A 21,052-nucleotide genomic window follows, 5' to 3' on the forward strand; every position below is an offset into this window, starting at 1 on the left:
ACCATTCGCGTCAGACGGGCTCCTGACCGCGATCCCGTGGGGCCCCTCCGGTGTCGCGGCCGCAGTCGTGATGTGCGATCCCCTCGCACCCCACCGTGCGTTGCGCGACGGCCAGCATGAACGTGCGCGAGCCCACTGGGCACGCTCGCTGTCGGCGTCACGGTGGCGAACGGTGCGGCAGCCATGAGATTCCTCGACGAGCAGGACGTCCGTTCCCTCCTCGACATCGACATGGCGATCGCCTCGCAGCGGACGGCCTTCATCGCTCTCGCGCGGGGAGAGGCGTGGCAACCCGAGAAGATCCTGGGCGGCCACGTAGCAGACGAGCCCGACACCGTCTTCTGCTATGCCTCCCGCCTCGACCGCCAAAGCGGCCCCGTCTGCAAGTTCGGGAGCATCAATCCCGGGAACGCGGTGGCGGGCCGACCAACAGTGAATGCCGTGGTCGCCGTGCTCGACCCCCTCACCGGCGTTCCTGTGGCCTTCATGGACGGCACGGCGATCACCACGCTGCGGACAGCCGCTGCCAGCGCGGTCGCGGTCGGGGCGCTGGCCAGGAAGGACGCGACCCGTCTCCTCGTACTGGGGTCCGGCGTGCAGGGGCAGGCGCACATCGCCGCACTGCAGCGGGACAGGGCCTACGCCTGGACTGGAATGTGGTCGCCGCGCCGGTCCTCGCTCGACGCGTCCGTCGGCCGCCTGCACGAGCAGGGGTTCGACGTCGAGCGGGTGGAGTCCCTGAGTGACGCGATCGCCGAGGCGGACGTCGTCGTCTGCGCCACCTTGGCCACGGAGCCGCTGTTTTCCGCGCGCGACCTCTCCCCCGGTGCCACCGTCGTCACGGTGGGATCCTTCGACCGGCACCGCCGCGAGATCGGACCCGACATCCTCCACGCCAGCCGCCACGTCGTCGTCGATCACGAACCGACGGCACGGCAGAACTGCGGTCCGATCGTCGCGGCTCTGGCCCAGGCCGACCCAGCTGAGCTGGAAGTCCTCGAACTCGGCCATGTTCTGACCGGTGACGCGACCGGTCGGGTCAGCGACGACGACATCATCACGTACATCAGCGCCGGCCTCGGTGTTCAGGACGCAGCAGCGGCCTGGAGCATCTACCAGCGGGCCGAAGCGCACGGCGTCGGCCAGAGCGTCGATTGGCCGCGCAACACCGGAGGTACGGAAGGAACGTCAACGACCCCCTGGTAAGTCCGTTCGTCTCAGGTGCCATTGCGCTGCCAGAGGCGCCCCGGCGGCATGCTGGTGGGCCCGGCAAGTCCGGGTGGCCCAAAGTCGATGACCTGCGGTGCCCGGAGGTCAGTGAGACGGTCCAGCTTGTGTCCGTCTCGGTTGCGTCCAGGCATCCGAGTTGCCGCTTGGGACCGCACCAGGGTGAGCCGGACCGTCACGTGAGCGACGGCCACCGCTGCCCCGTCCGTCATGTTCGCACAGGCCGGAAGAACGGGAGGCCCACCGACGAATACATTCCGGGCATAGCCGACGCTAACGGTCTGACAGGTAACCTAGTCAGCGATACAGCGTGTGCCGGAACCATCAGCTGCGGCTACGTCACGTCAGCGCCCAATCACGACGCCGTTGGAAGCGCGGTTCGCAGAGTCCTGGCGGCCGAGTGGGCGAACCCGCGCGCGGATGCGAGTCGCCCCTCCGCCCCTGTGCCGGTTCATGGTTCGGCGGCGGTCGGGGCTTGACCTTCGAGTGTCACCTCCTGCTCTGCTGGGCGCACGGAAACAGCTCAGTGCATGCCGGTTTTCAGGGTGAAGCCGCCGTCGACGGGGAGAATGACGCCGGTGATGAAGGCGGATTCGTCCGAGGCGAGGAAGAGGGCCGCGTCGGCGACGTCCTGGGCGGTGCCCTGGTGGCCCATGGGAACGAGGCTTGCGCGCTGGGTGGCGACATCGTCCCGCCGGGCGCCGGTTGACCGGGCGACGGAGTCCACGCCCATCGGGGTGTCCATCATGCCGGGAGCGATGGCGTTGATGCGGACGCCGTGCGGTGCGTATTCCAGTGCCAGGCTGCGGGTCATCGCGTGCACCGCCGACTTGGAGGTGGCGTAGGCGATGGCTCCGTCGCCCGCGAGCAGTCCTGCTATCGAAGAGATGTTGATGACGGCACCGTGTCCTCGTGCTCGCATGTGCGGCAGCACATACTTGCAGGTCATCCACATGCCGGTGAGGTTGACTTCGAAGCCACGGCGCCAGTCCGTCGGGGGGAGGTCCTCGGTGTGACCGGTCGGCACGATCCCGACATTGTTGTGGAGGACGTCGATGTGTCCGAAGACGCGCAGGGTGGTCTCCGCGATCGAGGCGCAGTCCTCCTCTGCGGTGATGTCGGCGCGGTGGGCGACGGCCTTGCCTCCGCTGTCGCGGATCAGGGCGGCGGTCTCCTCGGCAGACTTCTCGTCCCGGTCGATGACCAGGACGTGGGCGCCTTCTCGGGCGTAGGTCAGGGCTGCGGCGCGGCCGTTGCCCATGGTGGTCCCGGGAGTTTGTCCGCCGCCGACCACCACGGCGGCTTTTCCGTGCAGGCGTGCGCTCACGGCTGCTCCTTTGCTTGCGTGCGGGGTGCTTCGTTGGGTGCGAGCTGGGGCGTCAGGGGGTTCACCTGGTCGTAGCGGGAGCGGCTGCCTGTGGCCGAGTCGATGGCGGCGTCGAAGGAGGTGGCGAGCGGCCAGCCGGCGTAGTAGGCGATCTGGACGGCGCTCTCGCGTACTTCCGCCTCGGACAGGTCGCCGCTGTCAAGGGCGGCCTTGATGTGCATCGGTGCGTGCAGGTGGTTTTGGCCGAGGGCCGCCAGGACGGCCAGGGTGATCAGACGCCGCTCGCGGCGGGACAGGCCCGGACGCTGCCACAGGTCACCGAAAATGTGCTGGGCGGCCAGGCCGCCGATCGAGCCGGGCTCACCGATGTCCGGAGTCGGGCACTGCATGATCTCTGCCATGGCAGCCTGTCCGTGTGCGGCACGCCTGGCCGGTGTCTGACAGCCGCTCTCGTGTCCCGCCTCGGCGGGTTGCGGGGCGCTCACCAGGTCACCGGCAGTTCTTCGAGCCCGTAGGTGAGGGCGTCGTCGTGGAAGTGCAGTTCGCTCTCCGCCACCGCCAGCCGCAGCGTGGGAAAGCGGCGGAAAAGGCGGGGCCAGGCTTCCTGCATCTCGACCCGGGACAGGTTCTGGCCCAGGCACTGGTGGACGCCGAAGCCGAAGCCGATGTGCCTGCGTTCGGTGCGGGTGATGTCGAGCCGTTCGGGGTCGGCGAAGACCGCGGGGTCGCGGTTGGCGGCGGGCAGGTTACAGATGACACCCTCACCGGCCTTGATCAGGACGCCGCCGATCTCGGTGTCCTGCAGGCACAGCCGTCGCGGTTCGGTCTGCACCATGCTCCAGTAACGCATCATCTCCTCGACCGCCGTGGGCGCATACTTCTGCGGGTCCGACAGGAGGGTGTCGCGCTGCTCGGGCTCACGCAGGAAGGCGAGGATGCCCAGGCCGATCATGTTGGCGGTCGTCTCGTGGCCGGCGCCGATGACGAGGACCCCGAGATTGACGGCGTCCTCGAAGGTCAGGACGCACTTCTCGTCGACCCAGGTGTTGACCAGGCGAGAGAGCAGCCCGTCGTCGGGCTGGTCCCGCTTGGCGGCCATGGTGCGGTGGATGTTCTCCGCCAGTTCCTGGAAGGCAGCGAGCTTCTCCTCCGGGGGCAGGCTCAGCTGCACCACCTTCTTGGACGCCTCGTGCACGGCGTGCCGCTGATCGAGGGGCACGCCGAGCACCTCGCAGATGACCACGGTGGGCAGGGCGAGCGCGAACTCCTCGATGAGGTCGAGGGGCTGGCCCTTGGCCGGCAGCTCGTCCAGGAGCTGCTCGGTCAACTCGGCGATGCGCGGGCGCAGCGTTTCGGAGGCTTTGGCGGTGAAGTCCGGGTTGAGGATGCGGCGGATTGGCAGGTGCTCGTCGCCGTCCTTGCGGAAGAAGATGCCGCCTTCGACGTGTGGCTGGGCGCTGGAGGTGTTGGGGAAGCCGGGATGGGTGACGTCGGCGCCGAACCGGCCGCCGGGGCCGAGGACCTGCTGGATCTGGTCGTGCCGGGTGATCAGCCAGGGACGGCTGCCGTTCCAGATCGTCACCCGGCGCGGTGCGCCAGCGTCCCGGAAGGCGGTGGCGGTCTCCGGCGGGGCGAAGGGGCAGCCGCGGGACAGGGGGAACTCTGGTGCCTCGGTCGTGGTGTCGGCGGACATGAAGGTCTCCTAGTGGTTGTCAGGCGGCGGGAAGGCTGGTGCGGACCTGGTCCCAGGGCGCGCGGGCGGCGACCAGGGGCCGCAGGGCGCGCAGCGGGCGGATCATGCCAACGCCCAGGGCTGCGGTGACGTGACCGTCGCGGACGTACAGGACGGTGAACGAGCGCTGCTTCAGGCTGCCGTGGACGAGGTGCACCGCGTCGGCGCCTCGGGTGCGGCCGTATATCTGGACCTTGAGGTCGTACTGGTCGGACCAGACGTAGGGCACGGTGCGGAACGTGGTCGCGGACGGACCGGCGAGGATATTGCGAGCGACGGCCATGCCCTGTTCGGTGGCGTTGGTGCGGTGCTCGATGCGCAGGCGCTCCCCGGAGGCCGGGTCGGGCCAGGAGGCAACATCTCCCGCGGCCCACACGCCGTCGCCCGCCCTGAGCATGCTGTCGCAGTCGACGCCGTTGTGCAGCGACAGGCCGCTGCCGGTGAGCCAGCCGGTCTCCGGGTGCGCGCCGATGCCGACCAGGACGGCCTGGGCGTCGAGGATGCGGCCGTCGGCGAGACGCACACCGACGGCGGCTCCGTCCTTGGCGATCACCTCTTCGACAAACGAGCCGGTGACCATCCGGACTCCCCGCTCGCGGTGCACCTCGGCCAGCATGCTGCCGACCTCGGTGCCGACCGCGTCCGCGAGAGGCACGTGCTGGTCGGTAACAAGCGTCACCTCACAGCCAAGGCCGCGGGCCACGGCCGCGGCCTCGGCGCCGACGAACCCGCCGCCGACGATCACCAGATGCGGGCGGGTGGCCAACGCGGACCGTAGCGCCAGTGCGTCCTCCACGGTGCGCAGCGTGTGCACGCCGGCCAGCTGCTCCACACCGGGCAGCATGCGGGCGCGGGCACCGGTGCCGACGACCAGCTCGGTGTAGGCCAGTTCCTCACCATCAGCCAGCCGCACCCGGCGGGCGGCCATGTCCAGTGCTTTGGCCCGGACCCCGAGCCGGAGCTCAATGCCCAGTTCGGCGTATGTCTCGGGCGCGCGCAGCTGCAGCCGCTCCCGCTCCCAGACGCTGCTCAGTAGTTGTTTGGACAGCGGCGGCCGGTCGTAGGGCAGATGCGGCTCGCCGCCGACAAGCGTGATGGAGCTGTCGTAGCCGCCGCGGCGCAGCCCCTCGGCGGCGGCCAGGCCCGCCGCCGACGCGCCGACCACGACGAGCCCGCCCGAGGCAGTCACGCGTGGACCTCGATGACGGCTGCCGGGCAGACGGCCGCGGCCTCACGGGCAGCAGCATGCTGCTCGGTCGGCGGCTCGGCATCCAGCAGCACCACGACACCGTCCTCGTCCCGCTGGTCGAACACCTTCGGAGCGACCAGCACGCACTGGCCGGCACCGCAGCACTTGTCCTCTTCGATCGTGATGCGCATGAAAACTCCCCTCACGGACACGGCGCGGGCACACCTCAGTGGGACCGCCCCGTTCTAACTTTACATACGTATATTTACATGCGTTTAGTAAGCTGGCAACGTGCGAGCTTATGGGAAGCTGGAGGGCATGGCCGACGCTGACCGAAACCCGAAGTCACCGGCGGGCTCCGCCACCGAACGCAGACCCCGCAACGCCCGGGGCGAAGGAGACAAGCTCCGTGAGGAGATCCTTCAGGCGACGCTGCGGCTCATCGCCGACGAGAGCAGGATGCAGATCGCGCCGCTGTCCCTGCGGGAGGTGGCGCGCGAGGCAGGAGTCACCGCCCCGGCCATCTATCGACACTTCGCCGACAGGGAAGAACTCTCACGCGCCGCGGTGAGCGCGCTCCACGAACAACTCCTCGACGAGATGGGCCGAGCGGAGGAGACCTCGGCCGGTCACTCCCCGGCCCGCAGGCTGACCGAAATCGCCCACGCCTACTGCCGCTTCGCCCAGAACAACCCCGCCAGCTTCCGCGTGATGTTCGGCAACCGAAACCATCACCGGCACGAGAGACAACGCCTGGCGGACCACTGGCGCATCGCCGTCGCGCGCCTGGCCGAAACCGGCATCCGCATGACCCAGACCCCCGAGGCGGCCGCTGTATCGGTGTGGTCGGCCGTACACGGACGCCTCCTGCTCGAAGACAGCACGACAGACGAATGGGACCTCGGCGACGTGCACGACTTCGTCGACGAACTCATCCGGTCCATTGCCACAGCCGAAAGCCACGCCACTCCCCTCACTGAGACCGCCCCGTAGGGCTGGGGGCCGTACCGGACCGGGACACTCACAACACCCCGTAGCTCGCCGGACCACAGGCAGGCCGTGACGGCATCGCGGACGCGGGCGACCACGCGCCTGGCACTGAGACAACTTTCCGGGCCGACGCCTGCGGGTGTTCCACGACGACCGGGTGCTCTTCGGCCGTCGTGGTGGCGACCACATTGGAGGCCGCGCTGCACGGCGCGAGCCTGGTCAAGGTCGAGTACGACGCCGAACGGCCCTCGACCGGCCTGCACGGGCGGAGCGGAACGATCCGACGAACTACGCGCGCGGCGATCCGGAAGCGGGCCTGCGCTCCTCCGCCGTGCGGCTGGATGTGATGTACCGGCTGGCGCGTAGCCACCGCAATCCGATGGAGCCACCGACGAGGTCCCGGGCCTGTTGGTGCGGCTGGCCTGACCGCCGAGAGCCATCGCGGCCACGCTCGCCGCGCCCTCGCACTCCCCGGGTTCGGTTGATCACGATACGGACGTCACGCGCCTACGCCGAAGCCTTGGGATCAGCGACGCGGGAGACGGGCACTGCTGTCACTTGATATGTCCCTTCCCATCGTGCGGGTGGACGGATGCGACGGCCGGCTTCCTGGAACTCCCGGCCGGCCGCCGCTCGGTCTGGGAGGTCTGCCGTTCGAGTCGGAGGAGGTGCCGCTGCCGCCGGGCCGCCTGCCGGCGCTGTTATCCGACGCGACGGCCTGATTGAGACAGCGGAGCGGGACCTGGACGCGGGCGCCGGACGGTGGGTTGCGACATGGGACGCGGTGGCAGTGTCGCGGATGGACTCGGAGAGCGTACGCAGGCCGGTGTCCTGGGGCCTGGAAGAGGCCGCCTTCGTCACCGAACTGGTGGTGAGCGAGGTGGCGGCGCCGCACATGCGACGGGCGCGGGTGTTCGGCGGAGAGGCCGAGGTCTCCGGGTCCGTTGCACAGCTGACGCAGAGTCGGGGAACTCGGCAGAACTCCACAGGGAAGACGATCTGTGGCGAACGGGCCCGGTCGGCCACGGTGGGCCCTGACCAGCCCGACAAGCAGCAGTCGGCCGAGGCGGCATAGCCCCGGCCAGGGTGACCTGGCGGACCGAAGCGACGGGCGGGATCGGCCACGTCCGTCGTCGGCGAGCGCACCTGGTGCCGATTGTGAACGCTTCGATAAGCCCCCGCCGGACACCTTGACGGTCCTGCACCCCCGTTGTGCAATCAAGAAAGCATAGGTGACTACGCACATATGGGTGAGGCTGCTCGATGGAATATCCGCTGCTCGCGCTGCTGTCGTTCCGCCCGCTGAGCGGCTACGACCTGCGCAAGTTCGTCGAGACCGAGGGGCAGTTCCTGCGGTCGAGGTTGCATCACAGCCACATCTACCGGTTGTTGGGACGGATGGTGGCCAACGGCTGGGTGACCTTCGAGATCGATCCGCGCGAGGGCAAACCGGACGCGAAGGTGTACCGGCTCACCGAGGTAGGCCGGGAGGCGCTGATGGCCTGGGTGCGATCGCCCTACCAGCCACCCAGCCGTTTCCAGGACCCCGACTTCCTCACCCGGTTCGCCTTCGCCGCGCCCCTGGACCGGCAGGCCGCGATCGATCTGATCAGGACCGAACTGGACTATCGGCATGCCCAGATCGCCCGCAACCGTCACCGTGACCGCACCCTCGCCTTCATCGACCCGATGCCCGGGTTGGACCGGGAGTTGGCGGTCGAGATCTCCGAGGCGATGCACCTGTTCGGTGCCTCCTCGATGGACCGGTGGGTGGCCTGGCTGGAGGAGATGCTGCGGCGCCTGGAGAACTGGCAGCCCCGTGAGAGGCACGGGGCGCAGGGAGAGGAAACCGCCACATGAAGGCGATCATGGTGATGTTCGACAGTCTCAACCGGCGTCTGCTGCCGCCGTACGGGGATGACCGGACGCATGCCCCGAACTTCGCCCGGCTCGCCGAACGTACGGCCACCTTCGACAACGCCTACGCCGGTTCGATGCCGTGCATGCCCGCCCGGCGTGAGATCCACACAGGGCGGTACAACTTCCTGCACCGCAGTTGGGGGCCACTGGAACCGTTCGACGACTCCATGCCCGAACTGCTGAAGCGTGGTGGCGTGCACACCCACCTGTCCAGTGACCACCCGCACTACTGGGAGGACGGTGGCGCCACCTACCACGGCCGCTACAGCACCTGGGAGTTCTTCCGGGGACAGGAGGGCGACCCGTGGAAGGGGCAGGTCTCGGACCCGGTGATCCCGGAGGACCTGAAGAAGCTGCGCTGGCACGGCTACCGGCAGGACTGGGTGAACCGGCGGTATATGCCGACCGAGGACCGGCATCCGCAGACCCTCACCTTCGACGCGGGGCTGGAGTTCATCGAGACCAACCGGGACGCCGACCGGTGGTTCGTCCAGATCGAGACCTTCGACCCGCACGAGCCGTTCTTCAGCCACCAGCGCTACAAGAACCTCTACCCCCATACCTACGACGGTCCGCACTTCGACTGGCCCGACTACAAACGCGTGGTGGAGACGGACGACCAGGTCGCGCACGCCCGCCATGAGTATGCGGCGCTGCTGTCCATGTGCGACCACTCGCTGGGCCGCGTCCTGGACGCCATGGACGAGCACGGTCTGTGGGAAGACACCCTGCTGATCGTCAACACCGACCACGGGCTGCTGCTGGGCGAGAAGGGCTGGTGGGGCAAGAGCGTCCAGCCCTGGTACAACGAGCTGGTTCATCTGCCGTTGTTCGTCTGGGATCCACGGGTCCCCCAGGCCGCGGGGCAGCGACGGCAGGCACTCGTGCAAACCATCGACCTCGCCCCGACGATCCTGGAGTTCTTCGGCCTCGACAGGCCCGACGACATGCAGGGTGTACCGCTGCCCGTCGAGAGCGACGCACCTGTGCGTGAGGCCGGTCTGTTCGGCATGCACGGCGGCCACGTCAACGTCACCGACGGACGGCACGTGTACATGCGCGCACCCGTCTCCGCGGAGAACGCGCCACTGCTGGAGCACACCCTGATGCCGACTCATATGCGCGAGCGGTTCTCCCCCGCCGAGTTGGTGGACATGGAGCTGGCCGAGCCGTTCGGCTTCACCAAGGGCGTGCGAACACTGCGGATACCGGGGCGCACCTTCGTCAACGCCTACCACCACGGCACGCTGCTCTTCGACCTGCAGAGCGACCCCGAACAGCTGGAGCCGCTCGTGGACGACACGGTGGAACTGCGCATGGCCGGGCTGCTCGTAGAACTGATGCGCCGCAACGAAGCTCATGGGAGCCAGTACGAGCGACTCGGGCTGCCCGCCGAGGGGCCCGTCGGCGAGCACCACCTGCTGGTCCGGGCCCAGCGTGCCCAGGCCGAGAGCGCGGCGCGTCCGCTGCCGCGGCCAGAGAACTATCCCGAGGGGCGCTTCTCGCTGCGCTCGCCCGCCGTCCACCTGCTCGGTGATCCGGCGGCGGCCGAGGTCGTGAAACGGCACCTGCCCGCGATCGCCGATTCCGAGCTGCTGCAGTTCCTGGGATCGACGTCGCTGATCGATATCGCGGCGATGGTCGGCGCAACGATGCCAACCGACCGGCTCCGACTGGTCGCCGAGGAACTCGCCAAGCTCTGACGTACACCGTCCAAGGCCGGTGACGGGGTGGCCGCCCCGTCACCGGACCACGCTCCCACCCGATCCGCATCACTCCTGCAGAGAAACGACACAGAGAACGAGGTGGCGCATGCCCGAGCTTATCGAGGACCCGTCCACAACGACGAAGCCTCCGCCCACGACCGCGGTACCCGGCCGCTGGCGTCAGCTCTCCCTGGTCGGCGGCACCCTGCTCGTCGACAGCACCGAGGCCGGTCTGATCAACGGTCTCTTCCCCGTGATCAGGCAGGCACTCGGCATCTCGCTGAGCGGCCTCGGCGTCCTGACCGCCGCTGGAAAGATCGCCGGTGTGATCACCGGCCCGCTGTGGGTGTGGGCCGCCCGGCGGTACTCGCGCAAGAGCGTCCTGGCCGTGTCCTCGGGTTTCTGGGGGGTCTTCGGTATCGGGGCCGGCTTCGCCCAGAACTTCACCCAGCTCCTCGTCCTGTGCACACTCCTCAGCGCCGGCTACGCCGCAGCGGGACCACTCGCCAATGAGCTCATCGGCGATCTCTTCGACAGCAGATCCCGAGGCCGGGCCGTCGGCGTGCTCTACGGCACCCTGAATCTGACCTCGTCCCTGCTCGCCCCCTTGCTCGGGCAGTTGGCGGGAGTCGAGGACGGCTGGCGGTGGGGCCTGTGGGGAATCGGAACACTCAACGTGCTCGTCGGCATCGCCTTGTGCTTCTGGCTGCGCGATCCCGGCCCGGGAGCGTCCGAGGACCAGCTCGCCGGCCTCAACCAGGCCACCCGCACCGCCCAGGCCAAGGTGAACCGTGCTCAGGTGGCAGCCCTCTTCCGCATCCCCAGTCTCGTGGTCCTGCTGTGCTCCCGGCTGCTGTCAGGACACCTCCTGCTCCTCATCTTCGGTGTGGTCTTCCTGGTGGACGTGTACGGCTTCTCCACCCAGGTCGCCGCCGTCGTCATGCTCCCTATGGGGATCGGGTACTTCGCCGGCACCCTCCTCGGTGGCGTGCTGTCCGACTGGGCCGTACGCCGCAACCCTCGCAACGGTCTGGTCGTCGTCCTTCAGACAGCCCAGTTCGCCTTCGCCGTCGTCGCGTTCTTCGGCACCCAGATCGACTACGGCGGCATCGGACTGTTCGCCTTCTTCTTCGGGCTGATGGGCCTGGTCCAGGGCATCAACCCCGGCGTCAACCGCCCCATGCTGATGGCCGTGACCCTCCCCGAACTCCGCGGGGCCGCGTTCACCGTCTACCTCAACGTCTTCGAGGCCATCGCCTGGGCCATGTTCAGCCTCGGCGCCGGGTACCTGGGGGACGTCATCGGTCTGCGGCAGGTGTTCCTGTGGATCCTCGTCGTCCTGATGGTGCTCAACGGTCTCTTCCTGACGCTGCTCTACCCGGTGTATGCCCGCGATGTCGCCGCCGTAGAGGCGGAATTGGACCGACGCCGCGCCCAGGCACAGGACCCGGCAGGAACACCGCCTCCACCGTCCACCACCTGACCCCCCACCCACCGGAAGTCCGCCATGGAACATCGCCCATCCCCCAGCCCCTGCTGCGCCCTCTCACGCGGCACGGCCACCTCCACCGTGAACCCACGGATGCCCATACGGTCCGTGCGGGACGGCCGGTCGACAGAGGGCATGGCGATGCTGCCCGGTGGCGAGTTCCTGATGGGCGCCGAGGACAAGGAGGGCTTCGCCGACGACGGCGAGGGACCGGTGCGCCGCGTTCGCCTGGCACCGTTCCTCATCGACACCTGCGCGGTGACCAACACCGACTTCGCCGCCTTCGTCGACGCCACCGGCTATGTGACGGACGCCGAACGCCTGGGCTGGTCCTACGTGTTCGCGGGCTTTCTGCCAGCCGTGCTGCGCCGCGGGGCACCGCGTCCGGACCGCACGCCGTGGTGGTGCGCCGTGCGCGACGCTGCGTGGAGCCGGCCCGAAGGACCCGGCAGCACCGTGACCGAACGCCCCGACCACCCGGTGGTCCACGTCTCCTGGCACGACGCCCAGGCCTTCTGCCGGTGGACGGGCAAACGTCTGCCCACCGAAGCCGAATGGGAGTACGCCGCCCGTGGCGGACTCGTACAAAAGCGCTATCCATGGGGCGACGAACTCGACCCGGGAGGCACTTACCGGTGCAACATCTGGCGCGGGCGGTTCCCGTCGAGGAACACCGCCGAAGACGGTTACAGCGGCAGCGCTCCGGTGACAGCCTTCGAACCCAACGGCTTCGGCCTGTACAACATGTCGGGCAACGTCTGGGAATGGTGCGCCGACTGGTGGACCACTCACCACTGCGCCGGAGAGACCTTCACCGATCCGAAAGGCCCCGCCACGGGCAGCGCCAAAGTCATCCGCGGCGGCTCACACATGTGCCACCGCTCGTACTGCAACCGCTACCGAGTCGCCGCCCGCAGCGCCAACACACCGGACTCCTCCAGCGGCCACGCCGGCTTCCGCTGCGCCCGCGACCTCGACATCCGTCAGTGAGGTCACGGTCCTGCGCCGATCAGTCCAGCGGTGGCCGCGGGACAAGCGGCGTCCTACAGATCATGATCGTCGCGCTCGCACTGGACAACATGCGCCTCCCGGAGAGTGGAGCGCCGAACCGTCAGCCGGGAGGGCACCAGGAACGAAGGGAGCTGGTGCCCGGTCTCCAGCCGAGCGACCAAGGCATCGACGGCCAGACGTCCGCCGGTCGTGGCGCGATGGGACACGGTCGTGACCGGCGGATCGGTCGTGGCGTACGCCGGGTCCTCGGAGAAGCAGGCGATCAGGAGGTCGTCCGGGATACGCAGTCCATGCCGGCGGGCCGCGTCCAGCAGCAGGAAGCCGATCCACTCGTAGATCGCGTAGACGGCGTCGGGGCGCCCGGCCAGCGCGGCTTCGGCCGGGTCCTGGCCGGGCTCCCAGTCGACGATCCGCTCGGGGCGTCCGTTGGCGCGGCACCAGGCGCGGTAGGCGGCGACGCAGCTGCGGGTGTAGAGGTCGGTAGCCGAGGAGGCGATCAGAGTGATCCAGTGGGCGCCCTGTGTGGCGAGATGATCGAGGACAGCCCTGGTCGATACGTCGTGGTCGTTGTCGATCCAGCTGCCGCGCAGGGTGGGGGGACGCCCCAGGAAGGTGACCGGGATGCCGGCGTGGGCGGCCCCTTCGGTGAGGGGGTGGTCTTCGGATGGGTCGAGGATCAGCGCTCCGTCGGCGGCGACCGACTCCCAGCCGGTCGCTCCCGCGGGCAGTACCGTCAGACCGAAGCCGTGCTGGTGCGCCGCCGCCATCGCCGCGTTGACCGCGGCCCGGTAGTAGGCGATCTCCAGGAAGTTCCACGGCATGTCGGGGAAGGCCGTGACGGCCAGCGCCAGGGTCCTGGCCGGAGTCCGGTAACCGAGCTGGGTCGCGATGGCCCGGACTCGCACCCGGGTCGCGGCGCTCATCCGCCCGGTGCCGTTGAGCGCGTTGGTGACGGTGGCCCGTGACACCTCGGCGGCGGCCGCCACATCGATGATTCTCACCCGTCCCATGGCATACAGACTACGGATACACGTGTTTCACGCGGGTTTCTCCACCGATTTCGAAGACCTCACGGCCTTGTGGTTGCCAGGGCAACCACGAATCATCTGCGCTCTCGACCCCCGATCACAGGGAGAATCCCGTGGAGCACCGGCTCGCACGCCGTGCAGTCCTGGCCGCAATGGCCGCCATCCCCACGACCGCCGCGCTGCCGGCCACCGATGCGGCGGCGTCCTCCGCCGAGGCCGATCTGGTCCTGCGCAACGGCTACGTCTGGACGGTCGACGCCCGCGACAGCATCAGGAAGGCCGTCGCCGTCCGGGACGGAAAGATCATCTATGTCGGCACGGACAACGGCGCCGCGCACTACATCGGCAGGCGCACACAAGTGGTGGACCTGGGCGGCCGGATGGTCATGCCGGGCCTGCACGACGGTCACCTGCACAGCCTGGCCGGCGGCAGCGGACTGCTGAACCTGGACTTCGCCTACGCGTCGCTGACCGTTGCCGAGTTCCTGGACAGAATCTCCGCGTATCTCGCCGAGAGCGCCGACCAGGAGCCGCTCGGCTGGGTGATCGGCTCGCACTGGTACGTGCAGGCGATGAGGCCGACCGGGGTCACCGTGACGCGCAAGGACCTCGACGGCCTCACCACCGAGCGGCCCATCGCGATCTCCTCCAGCGACTTCCACACCATGCTCGTCAACAGCCGCGCTCTGGAGCTCGCCCAAATCACCAAGGACACCCCCGACCCGGCGGGCGGGATCATCGAGCGCGACGCGGCGGGTGAGCCCACCGGGATCCTCCAGGACAGCGCCACCGCCCTAATCGGCGCCGTCCTGCCGCCCCCGACCGACGCCGACAACCTCCGCTACGCCGAAGCGGCCCTCGCCGCGCTGCGTGCCCAGGGCGTCACGACCTTCATGGACGCGGCAGCCGACGAGAACATGCTCCGTGCCTACGCCACGCTGGCCGAGCAGGGCAAGCTCACCGCCCGCGCGCACTTCGCGCCGCTGGTCGACCTGTCCGATGAGAACCCGCTGCCCCGGCTGAAGAGGCTGCGCCGACGCTACGACACCGGCGCGCTCAGGGCCCGGCCGGATGTTCATGTCGGCAACGTCAAGGTGTTCCTCGACGGCGTGCTCCAGGCGCCCGCACAAACGGCCGCGGTCCTGGAGTCGTACCTCGTCGACGACGGTCACGGTCACATGGTCCCCGGCACCCGCAAAGGCACCGTGTACTGGCCGCAGGACAGACTCGACGCCTTCTTCACCGAGGTGGCCGCCGCCGGGTTCGACCCGCATACGCACGCCATCGGTGACCACGCCGTCCAGGTCGCCCTCAACGCCTTCGGGGCCGTCCGCCGCGCCGGACACAGGCGCAACCGCCTGACCATCGCCCACGCCGAACTCGTCTCCCCCGCCGACATCCCGCGCTTCCACCGCCTCGACGTCGTGGCTTCGATGGGCTTCCACTGGGCCAAGCCCGGCCCCGACTCCACAGACAGCGTCGAGCCCTACCTCGGCCCCGAGCGATACGAGAACTTCGAGCCCGAGGGCGCGATCTTCCGCGCCGGCGGCCGTGTCTCCCTCGGCAGCGACTGGCCCGTCGACCCCCTCAACGAATGGAACGCGCTGCGTACCGTCATCACCCGCACCGCTCTCCCCGGCACCGCGTACACCAAGTACGGCACGATGACCCCCAGCCAGCGTCTGCAGCGCCGCACCGCGATCCGCGCCGCCACCCTCCACGGCGCCTACCAACTCCGCCAGGAGCACCGCACCGGCTCCATCGAGGTGGGCAAGCTCGCCGACCTGATCGTCCTCGACCGCAACATCCTCAAGATCCCGGCCGACGACATCGGCAACACCCGGGTGCTGCTCACCCTGGTCGGCGGCAAGCCGGTCCACGGCTCGTACGAGACCCTTTCCTAACACGGGCATGCACTCACTGGGGGTCTCGTTGCAGGTCAGCAAGATCCGGCCGTCAGGTCCCGGCGCGTGGGCATCCTCATCGTTTAGGGAGGCACGCCCCGGGCCCACCCCGCCTACTGCAAGACGCAGACGCAGAGTTTGGCACTCGCCTCTGGCCTGGTGTAGAGCACCTACGAAGGCTGCGACATCGTGGCCGTTCCGAGTGCCTCTCCTCACACCTTCCCTGGGGCAACCCGTGTCGCGGCTGAGGCTTCGTCTCCGCCAGTCGTGGTGACGTCCCCTCGGAGAGCTGCTTCCACGCCCTTACCGTCACCGGCTACGGTGGACCCGTTTCCGCCGAGTGGAAGACGCGGAATGGACCACCGCGCTGGGTGCCCGAAGCCCTCCGGATCCTCAAACGGTTTCGGCCTCGCCCCCCGGCATACAGTCCTTCGACTCCGCATGCAGCAACCAGACCTGACCTCACGGTCCGTCCTCCCATGATGCTTTCGATGCCCCGGCGTGGCGGGCCGTTGGACAGAATGCGCCGGGCCGTTCGCAAGCCCGTGTGATCGGAGAGAGGCCAGCACCATGATTCCCTATCCCTACCGGGCGCGGCTCGCCGAGTTGCTCGACATTCTCATACCGGCGGATTCACAGCCCGATGCGACCGGGGCCGGGCTGCTGAGCTGGATGGACGGCCTCGCTGATCGCGACCACGCGACGTACTGGGGCCAGCTGTTCAGCCCCGGCCTGGATGCTCTGTCCGCCGAACTCGCATCGGGAGCCGTTCTGGGAGCTGAGCTGGTCGCCGAGTTGGAGGCGGCTCGGGCTCGGCCGGGGTGGACGGTCTCACCTGCCGATTTCGTTGAGACGATGGCCACCGTGGCCGCCCACGGATACTACGGGCGAAGGGAAAGCGAATCCTGGGAGGGGCTCGGATACGACCCGTCACCGAAACAGCGGACAGAACTGCCGGTCCATCATGCTCGCCCCATCGAGTCAGGTCCCGAAGCTCTCCACCGCACATGGGACGTCATCGTCGTCGGGGCGGGCGCGGGTGGCGGAGTGGCGGCCCGTGTCCTGACCGCGGCTGGGGCCCAGGTGCTGCTGTTGGAACGTGGACGTTTCCTCACGTACGAGGAGATCGGGCACGACCATCTCGCCAATCACCGATTCCCCGCCTACGGACACACCACCGGGCCTGACTACGTCGGCAATCCACGTGTGGTGGCTGAACCGGGCAGACCGGACCGCCGCGTCGAGGAGCCCTATCACGGGGATTGGCACAACAACGCGATGACGGTCGGCGGCGGCACCCGCGTCTATCAGGGCATGGCGTGGCGGTTCCAACCCGACGACTTCCGCATGGCGTCGCGATATGGCGTACCCGAAGGCAGTTCGCTCGCGGACTGGCCGCTGACCTATGACGATCTCGAGCGTCACTACACGCGCGCCGAGCAAGAGTTCGGTGTCTGCGGGGACGGACAGGCGCACCGGTGCCAGGGCTTTCGCAGCCGTGAGTACCCGATGCCTGCTCAGCCGTCGACGCGGGAGGCCGACGTGCTCCGCAAAGGTGCCGCGGCCCTCGGCCTCACCACCGGGCCGGTGCCGCTGCTGCTCAACTCCCGCCCACGTGACGGACGCGCCGCCTGTGTGCGCTGCGGTGAGTGCGTCGGCTTCGGCTGCCCGGTCGATGCCCGCGCCGGTGTCCACAACACCGTCATCCCGCTTGCCCTGAAGACGGGCCTGTGCCGCCTCGTCAGCGGGCAGCGGGCACAGCGAGTCCTGGTCGACGGCACCGGACGTGCCACCGGTGTGGTGGTGCGCGACATGGACACGGGTGCTCGGGTCGAAGTGCGCGCCGGGGCCGTGGTCCTGGCTGCCGGAGCGATCGAGACCGCTCGGCTGTTGCTGGCCAGCGCCACCGACAAGGCTCCCACGGGCTTGGGAAACCGTTCGGACCAGGTCGGACGGCACCTGCAAGGGCACAACTACACCGGGGTGTTCGGGTTGTTCGACGAACCGGTGCAGGATCTCCAAGGTCCGGGGGTGTCGATAGCGACCTGCGACTACATGCACAATCTGGGCGGCGACGTGGTGGGGGGCGGGGTACTGGCCAACGAAACGGTGAAGATACCCGTGTTGTTCCGTGCCTGGGCAATGCCACCAGAAGCACCGCGTTGGGGGCACGCGGCAAAGGGCTGGATGCGGGACTCCTACCTACGCACCTCGCACATCATGGGCCCGATCCAGGAGATCCCGAACCCGGAGGCGAGGGTGACCCTCGCCTCCGGAGTGCTCGACTCCGGCGGTGACACCGTGGTCCGGCTCTCTGGGGTGCAGCATCCGGAAAGTGTCCGGGCCGCGGAAGCGTTGCGCGAGCGGGCTCTGGCCTGGATGCACGCATCCGGTGCGCGCCGAGTGTGGACGACCCCCGTGGCAACAGGGCTGTCCGCGGGCCAGCACCAGGCGGGGACCGCCCGCATGGGTGCGGACCCGGCAACCTCGGTGACCGATCCCTTCGGGCGAGTGCACGGCCATCCCGGCCTATGGGTCATGGACGCGTCCCTGCATGTCACTAACGGCGGTGTGAACCCGGTACTGACCATCCTGGCGCTGGCCTACCGCTGCGCCGAGGAAATGGCAATAGCCGGCACATAACAGCGCGGGCCACCCGCCCGGAGCGTCGCACACCCGGGCCGGTGGGGCTGATAACGGCGGCGATCTGCCCCACCCGGGGACGCCGAGCGCCATAGCCTGGCGGACGAGGGTACGGGCTGCCAGTACGGTCTCGATCTCCGTGGGGCAGCCGTTCTCGCCGCCCAGGGTGATACATGGCAGCGCGGTGCCGACGATTGCTGGTCGAGCATGGCCAGGACCATGCCGCCCATGGCCCCGCGTCCGGATATGAACCCGCCAAGGTGTTCGACGACCCGGTCAACCACGTGGGGAGGCCAAGCACGGTCAGCTTCATCCTGAACCGGCCGAGACGAGACCGCACTGCGCGCCTTGCTGGTCTCCTTCCTCGAACCACGCCCAGCGGCCCCCTCACGCGTGCGGAGGCGGACCGGCACGGGCATCCGGCTGCGAGAACTGGAGAAGCTGCAGGCAACAGTGGCCGCTCACCAACCCCCGGGCGGCCCGTCCTTCGGGGCTACGCACTGGATCCGGGCCATCCGCACCGCCCGGATGATGCGGCAGTGGGCGCCTGACACCGCCGACGCCTAGAAGGGGCGCGGCACCGGCTGACTCGCTGTGCGGCGCAACGAGCTGCCCGAACGTCTGGTCGCCCGATCACGCCTGGGGATCGGGACGGCAGGCCAAGCCGACTTGCACCTGACGCTGGCGTCAGGTTTTAGCGTGGTGGCTGTTGGAGCTCCGCAGCCCCCTGCGGACCTCACTGCCCTGCCATCAACGATCTTCCGCGCCTGCCGTGAGCAGCCGCGACCGACAAAGGAGTACTCATGCGCGCAGCCGTCTACCGATCGCTCGGCGGCCCGGATGTGGTCGAGGTCGCCGAGGTCGACAAGCCGGTTCCGGGCCTGAGCGAGATTCGCATCAGGGTCCAGGCGGCCACGCTCAACCCGGCCGATGCGGCGGCTTGGAGCCGGGGCTACTTCCCCGCCCCCCCGGAGGGGACCGCGTACGGCCTCGGCTGGGACGTCGCGGGCGTGGTCGACGCGGTCGGCCCGGGCAGCCACTGGACGCCCGGACAGCCGGTCATCGCGTTCAGCCACGCCTTGCCCCTGGGCCTGAACCGGGGGCAGGCCGAGTACATCGTGGTTCCTCCCCAGGCGATCGCTGCGGCGCCCGCGGGCGTCGACCCGGTCCACGCCGCCACCATCCCGCTCAACGGCCTGACCGCGGCCCAGTCCGTCGAACTGCTCGGCATCCAGGCAGGCCAGACCGTCCTCATCACCGGCGCGGAGGGCGCGGTCGGCGGCTACGCGGTGCAACTGGCCAAGCGCCGGGGAGCCGTGGTCATCGCCACCGACCTCTCGCCCGACGGCGACTTCGCGACCAAGGTGGCGGGCGCCGACCTGTACGTGCCGGCCTCGCAGACGCCGGCCGAGGCCGTCCGCGCGGTGCGCCCCGAAGGAGTCGACGCCGTCCTGGACACCGCCATGCTGGGACAGGCCGTCATCGCAGCGGTGACCGACGGCGGCAGGTTCGTGACCACACGGATCGACGCCCTGCCCCAGAGCGAGCGGGGCATCCGGGTCCTGCTGACACAGGTCGGCCCGGACGGAGCCATGCTTTCGACGCTGTCCGATCTGGCCGCTGCGGGCGACCTGGCGTTGCGCGTGGCCGAGACCTACCCGCTACAGGAGGCCGCGCAGGCCTACGCGCGCATGATCAAGGGCGGGATCCAGGGACGTGTCGTCCTCACCATGGAGTGAGCACGACGCCCTCTCGTACGCCTGTGACGCGACCGACCGGGGCGCAGACTGCGCCCCGGTCGGTCGCACCATCTGCGGCGGGACCGTGCGGTTGCGGACGAGGCGCCGGCTCGTACGACCCTGCAGCCACGGTGAGGTCTGTCGCTGAATCGGCCTGCCGCACACTGCTTGTGAGCAGTGTGCGGCAGGCCGATTCAGCCGGTACTGGGTACCGATTCAGGCGGTGCTGGCGGCGACGCCGGCACGTACGGGGTGGCGGTGATGCGGGTGACTGGGGTCCGTCGCCACAGCGATGATCTCGTCGAGGCGGGCGCGCACTGCCGTCAGGTCGTTGATCTGGCGGTTGATGCGGGCCCGTTCGGTGATAAGGCTGTCGGTGAACCCATGGGGCGCAGCGCCTTCGTTCATGCACCGCGGCAGGATCTCGCGAACGAGCCTGCTCGACAGGCCGGCGGCGTACAACTGCTGGATCATCTTGACCCGCTCGACCGAGCCGTCCTGGTACTCCCGCTGCCCCCCGGCGGTACGCGTGGGGCCGAGCAGCCGCTGCTCTTCGTAGTAACGCAGCGCCCGAACGCTCACCCCCGCCTGTTCGGCGACCTCTCCGATCCGCATGGTTACTCCTAGCTGTTTGGTGCCCCACCAGAGCTATATCTGACGTCAGCGTGAGGTTTGAGTGTAACTGATGTCGACGCCCTGAGCCGGGAGAGGGAGGGTCAGTGGCCAGCCAGGAGGGTGCGCAGGCGTGCGGCGTGTTCGTCGATGGCATGGGGGCCGTTGCTGGTGAGCAGGCGAACGTCCTCCTCCCAGATGACCTTGACGGCGGCGGGGTTGGTGGTGGTCTGCACCTGGTAGCCGGCGTTTTTAAGGGCTTCGTCGATGAAGTAGCCCATGCGTACCTTCTTGCCGGGGATCTTGAGGTAGCCGTTGCTGAGGACGAAGAGTTCGGCGGACTTTGCGACCGTGGTCACACGCACGCCCTTGAAGGCGTGCTCGGGGTCGGTGACAACGGTGCCCTCGGGGCTCACCCGATACTTGGCCGAGGCCATGGCGATCGGGGCGTGGCAGATCAGCGAGATCAGCACCTGGTTCTCCCGCAGGGTGTGCAGGAGTTCGCCGAGCCAGGGGTTGTCGACGAAGTCGACCA

General features: G+C 68.9%; 17 protein-coding genes and 2 pseudogenes. 11 read left to right on the forward strand and 8 right to left on the reverse strand.

All coding sequences use genetic code 11. From position 1 onward, the window contains the following. Positions 1 to 183 precede the first annotated feature (183 nt). Positions 184 to 1,206, forward strand: coding sequence for an ornithine cyclodeaminase family protein (locus KUF83_RS03395; RefSeq protein ID WP_217453001.1), 1,023 nt, complete (start codon positions 184 to 186; stop codon positions 1,204 to 1,206). 544 nt (positions 1,207 to 1,750) lie between these two features. On the opposite strand, the gene KUF83_RS03400 is transcribed toward KUF83_RS03395, so the two are convergent. From KUF83_RS03400 to KUF83_RS03420, 5 genes are all read right to left on the reverse strand, one after another. Then, positions 1,751 to 2,554, reverse strand: coding sequence for an SDR family NAD(P)-dependent oxidoreductase (locus KUF83_RS03400; protein ID WP_217453002.1), 804 nt, complete (start codon positions 2,552 to 2,554; stop codon positions 1,751 to 1,753). Then, complete coding sequence (locus tag KUF83_RS03405) at positions 2,551 to 2,955, reverse strand: carboxymuconolactone decarboxylase family protein (protein ID WP_217453003.1); 405 nt, start codon at positions 2,953 to 2,955, stop codon at positions 2,551 to 2,553. The genes KUF83_RS03400 and KUF83_RS03405 overlap by 4 nt, the downstream gene beginning before the upstream one ends. A gap of 80 nt (positions 2,956 to 3,035) precedes the next feature. Further along, positions 3,036 to 4,247 carry a cytochrome P450 gene (locus KUF83_RS03410; protein WP_217453004.1) on the reverse strand — a complete coding sequence of 404 codons (1,212 nt, stop codon included), beginning with the start codon at positions 4,245 to 4,247 and terminating at the stop codon, positions 3,036 to 3,038. Between the two features lie 19 nt (positions 4,248 to 4,266). Next, positions 4,267 to 5,475, reverse strand: coding sequence for an FAD-dependent oxidoreductase (locus KUF83_RS03415; RefSeq protein ID WP_308402900.1), 1,209 nt, complete (start codon positions 5,473 to 5,475; stop codon positions 4,267 to 4,269). Next, the gene (locus KUF83_RS03420; protein WP_217453005.1) at positions 5,472 to 5,666 is read right to left on the reverse strand and encodes a ferredoxin; all 195 of its coding nucleotides are present in this window, start codon (positions 5,664 to 5,666) and stop codon (positions 5,472 to 5,474) included. Before KUF83_RS03420 ends, KUF83_RS03415 begins: the two co-directional genes overlap by 4 nt. 127 nt (positions 5,667 to 5,793) lie before the next feature. Between KUF83_RS03420 and KUF83_RS03425 the strand changes: the two genes are divergently transcribed. The 7 genes and pseudogenes from KUF83_RS03425 (at position 5,794) to KUF83_RS03450 (ending at position 12,570) form a co-directional block, all read left to right on the forward strand. After that, positions 5,794 to 6,468 (forward strand): TetR/AcrR family transcriptional regulator, encoded by a 675-nt coding sequence (locus KUF83_RS03425; RefSeq protein WP_217453006.1) that lies wholly within the window; start codon positions 5,794 to 5,796, stop codon positions 6,466 to 6,468. 109 nt (positions 6,469 to 6,577) lie between these two features. Beyond that, positions 6,578 to 6,853: pseudogene (locus KUF83_RS41775) on the forward strand (xanthine dehydrogenase family protein molybdopterin-binding subunit); the annotation flags it as partial. A gap of 411 nt (positions 6,854 to 7,264) precedes the next feature. Beyond that, positions 7,265 to 7,540 (forward strand): hypothetical protein, encoded by a 276-nt coding sequence (locus KUF83_RS03430; protein WP_217453007.1) that lies wholly within the window; start codon positions 7,265 to 7,267, stop codon positions 7,538 to 7,540. 188 nt (positions 7,541 to 7,728) lie between these two features. After that, a complete protein-coding gene (locus tag KUF83_RS03435) occupies positions 7,729 to 8,325 on the forward strand; it encodes a PadR family transcriptional regulator (RefSeq protein WP_217453008.1) in 597 nt (198 codons plus the stop codon). Next, the gene (locus KUF83_RS03440; protein WP_217453009.1) at positions 8,322 to 10,088 is read left to right on the forward strand and encodes a sulfatase; all 1,767 of its coding nucleotides are present in this window, start codon (positions 8,322 to 8,324) and stop codon (positions 10,086 to 10,088) included. Before KUF83_RS03435 ends, KUF83_RS03440 begins: the two co-directional genes overlap by 4 nt. A 109-nt stretch (positions 10,089 to 10,197) precedes the next feature. Next, complete coding sequence (locus tag KUF83_RS03445; protein WP_217453010.1) at positions 10,198 to 11,574, forward strand: MFS transporter; 1,377 nt, start codon at positions 10,198 to 10,200, stop codon at positions 11,572 to 11,574. A 99-nt stretch (positions 11,575 to 11,673) separates the two neighbouring features. After that, positions 11,674 to 12,570 carry a formylglycine-generating enzyme family protein gene (locus tag KUF83_RS03450; protein WP_254643292.1) on the forward strand — a complete coding sequence of 299 codons (897 nt, stop codon included), beginning with the start codon at positions 11,674 to 11,676 and terminating at the stop codon, positions 12,568 to 12,570. Between the two features lie 53 nt (positions 12,571 to 12,623). On the opposite strand, the gene KUF83_RS03455 is transcribed toward KUF83_RS03450, so the two are convergent. Then, positions 12,624 to 13,601: a LacI family DNA-binding transcriptional regulator gene (locus tag KUF83_RS03455; protein ID WP_217453012.1), complete on the reverse strand. Its 978-nt coding sequence runs from the start codon at positions 13,599 to 13,601 to the stop codon at positions 12,624 to 12,626. Positions 13,602 to 13,732: 131 nt separating this feature from the next. On the opposite strand from KUF83_RS03455, the gene KUF83_RS03460 reads away from it, so the two are divergent. The 3 genes from KUF83_RS03460 (at position 13,733) to KUF83_RS03470 (ending at position 19,905) form a co-directional block, all read left to right on the forward strand. Further along, positions 13,733 to 15,523 (forward strand): amidohydrolase, encoded by a 1,791-nt coding sequence (locus KUF83_RS03460; RefSeq protein WP_217453013.1) that lies wholly within the window; start codon positions 13,733 to 13,735, stop codon positions 15,521 to 15,523. A 570-nt stretch (positions 15,524 to 16,093) separates the two neighbouring features. Beyond that, a complete protein-coding gene (locus tag KUF83_RS03465) occupies positions 16,094 to 18,166 on the forward strand; it encodes a GMC oxidoreductase (protein ID WP_217453014.1) in 2,073 nt (690 codons plus the stop codon). Positions 18,167 to 18,969: 803 nt separating this feature from the next. Further along, positions 18,970 to 19,905 (forward strand): NADP-dependent oxidoreductase, encoded by a 936-nt coding sequence (locus tag KUF83_RS03470; protein WP_217453015.1) that lies wholly within the window; start codon positions 18,970 to 18,972, stop codon positions 19,903 to 19,905. A gap of 216 nt (positions 19,906 to 20,121) precedes the next feature. Here the strand turns inward: KUF83_RS03470 and KUF83_RS03475 are convergent, their stop codons facing one another. Both KUF83_RS03475 and KUF83_RS03480 read right to left on the reverse strand, forming a co-directional pair. Then, positions 20,122 to 20,520, reverse strand: a complete 399-nt coding sequence (locus KUF83_RS03475) for a MerR family transcriptional regulator (RefSeq protein WP_217453016.1) — start codon at positions 20,518 to 20,520, stop codon at positions 20,122 to 20,124. 101 nt (positions 20,521 to 20,621) lie between these two features. Then, positions 20,622 to 21,052, reverse strand: a pseudogene (locus KUF83_RS03480) (hypothetical protein); the annotation flags it as partial.

It is taken from the genome of Streptomyces sp. BV286, from assembly GCF_019090165.1.
Lineage (GTDB): Bacteria > Actinomycetota > Actinomycetes > Streptomycetales > Streptomycetaceae > Streptomyces.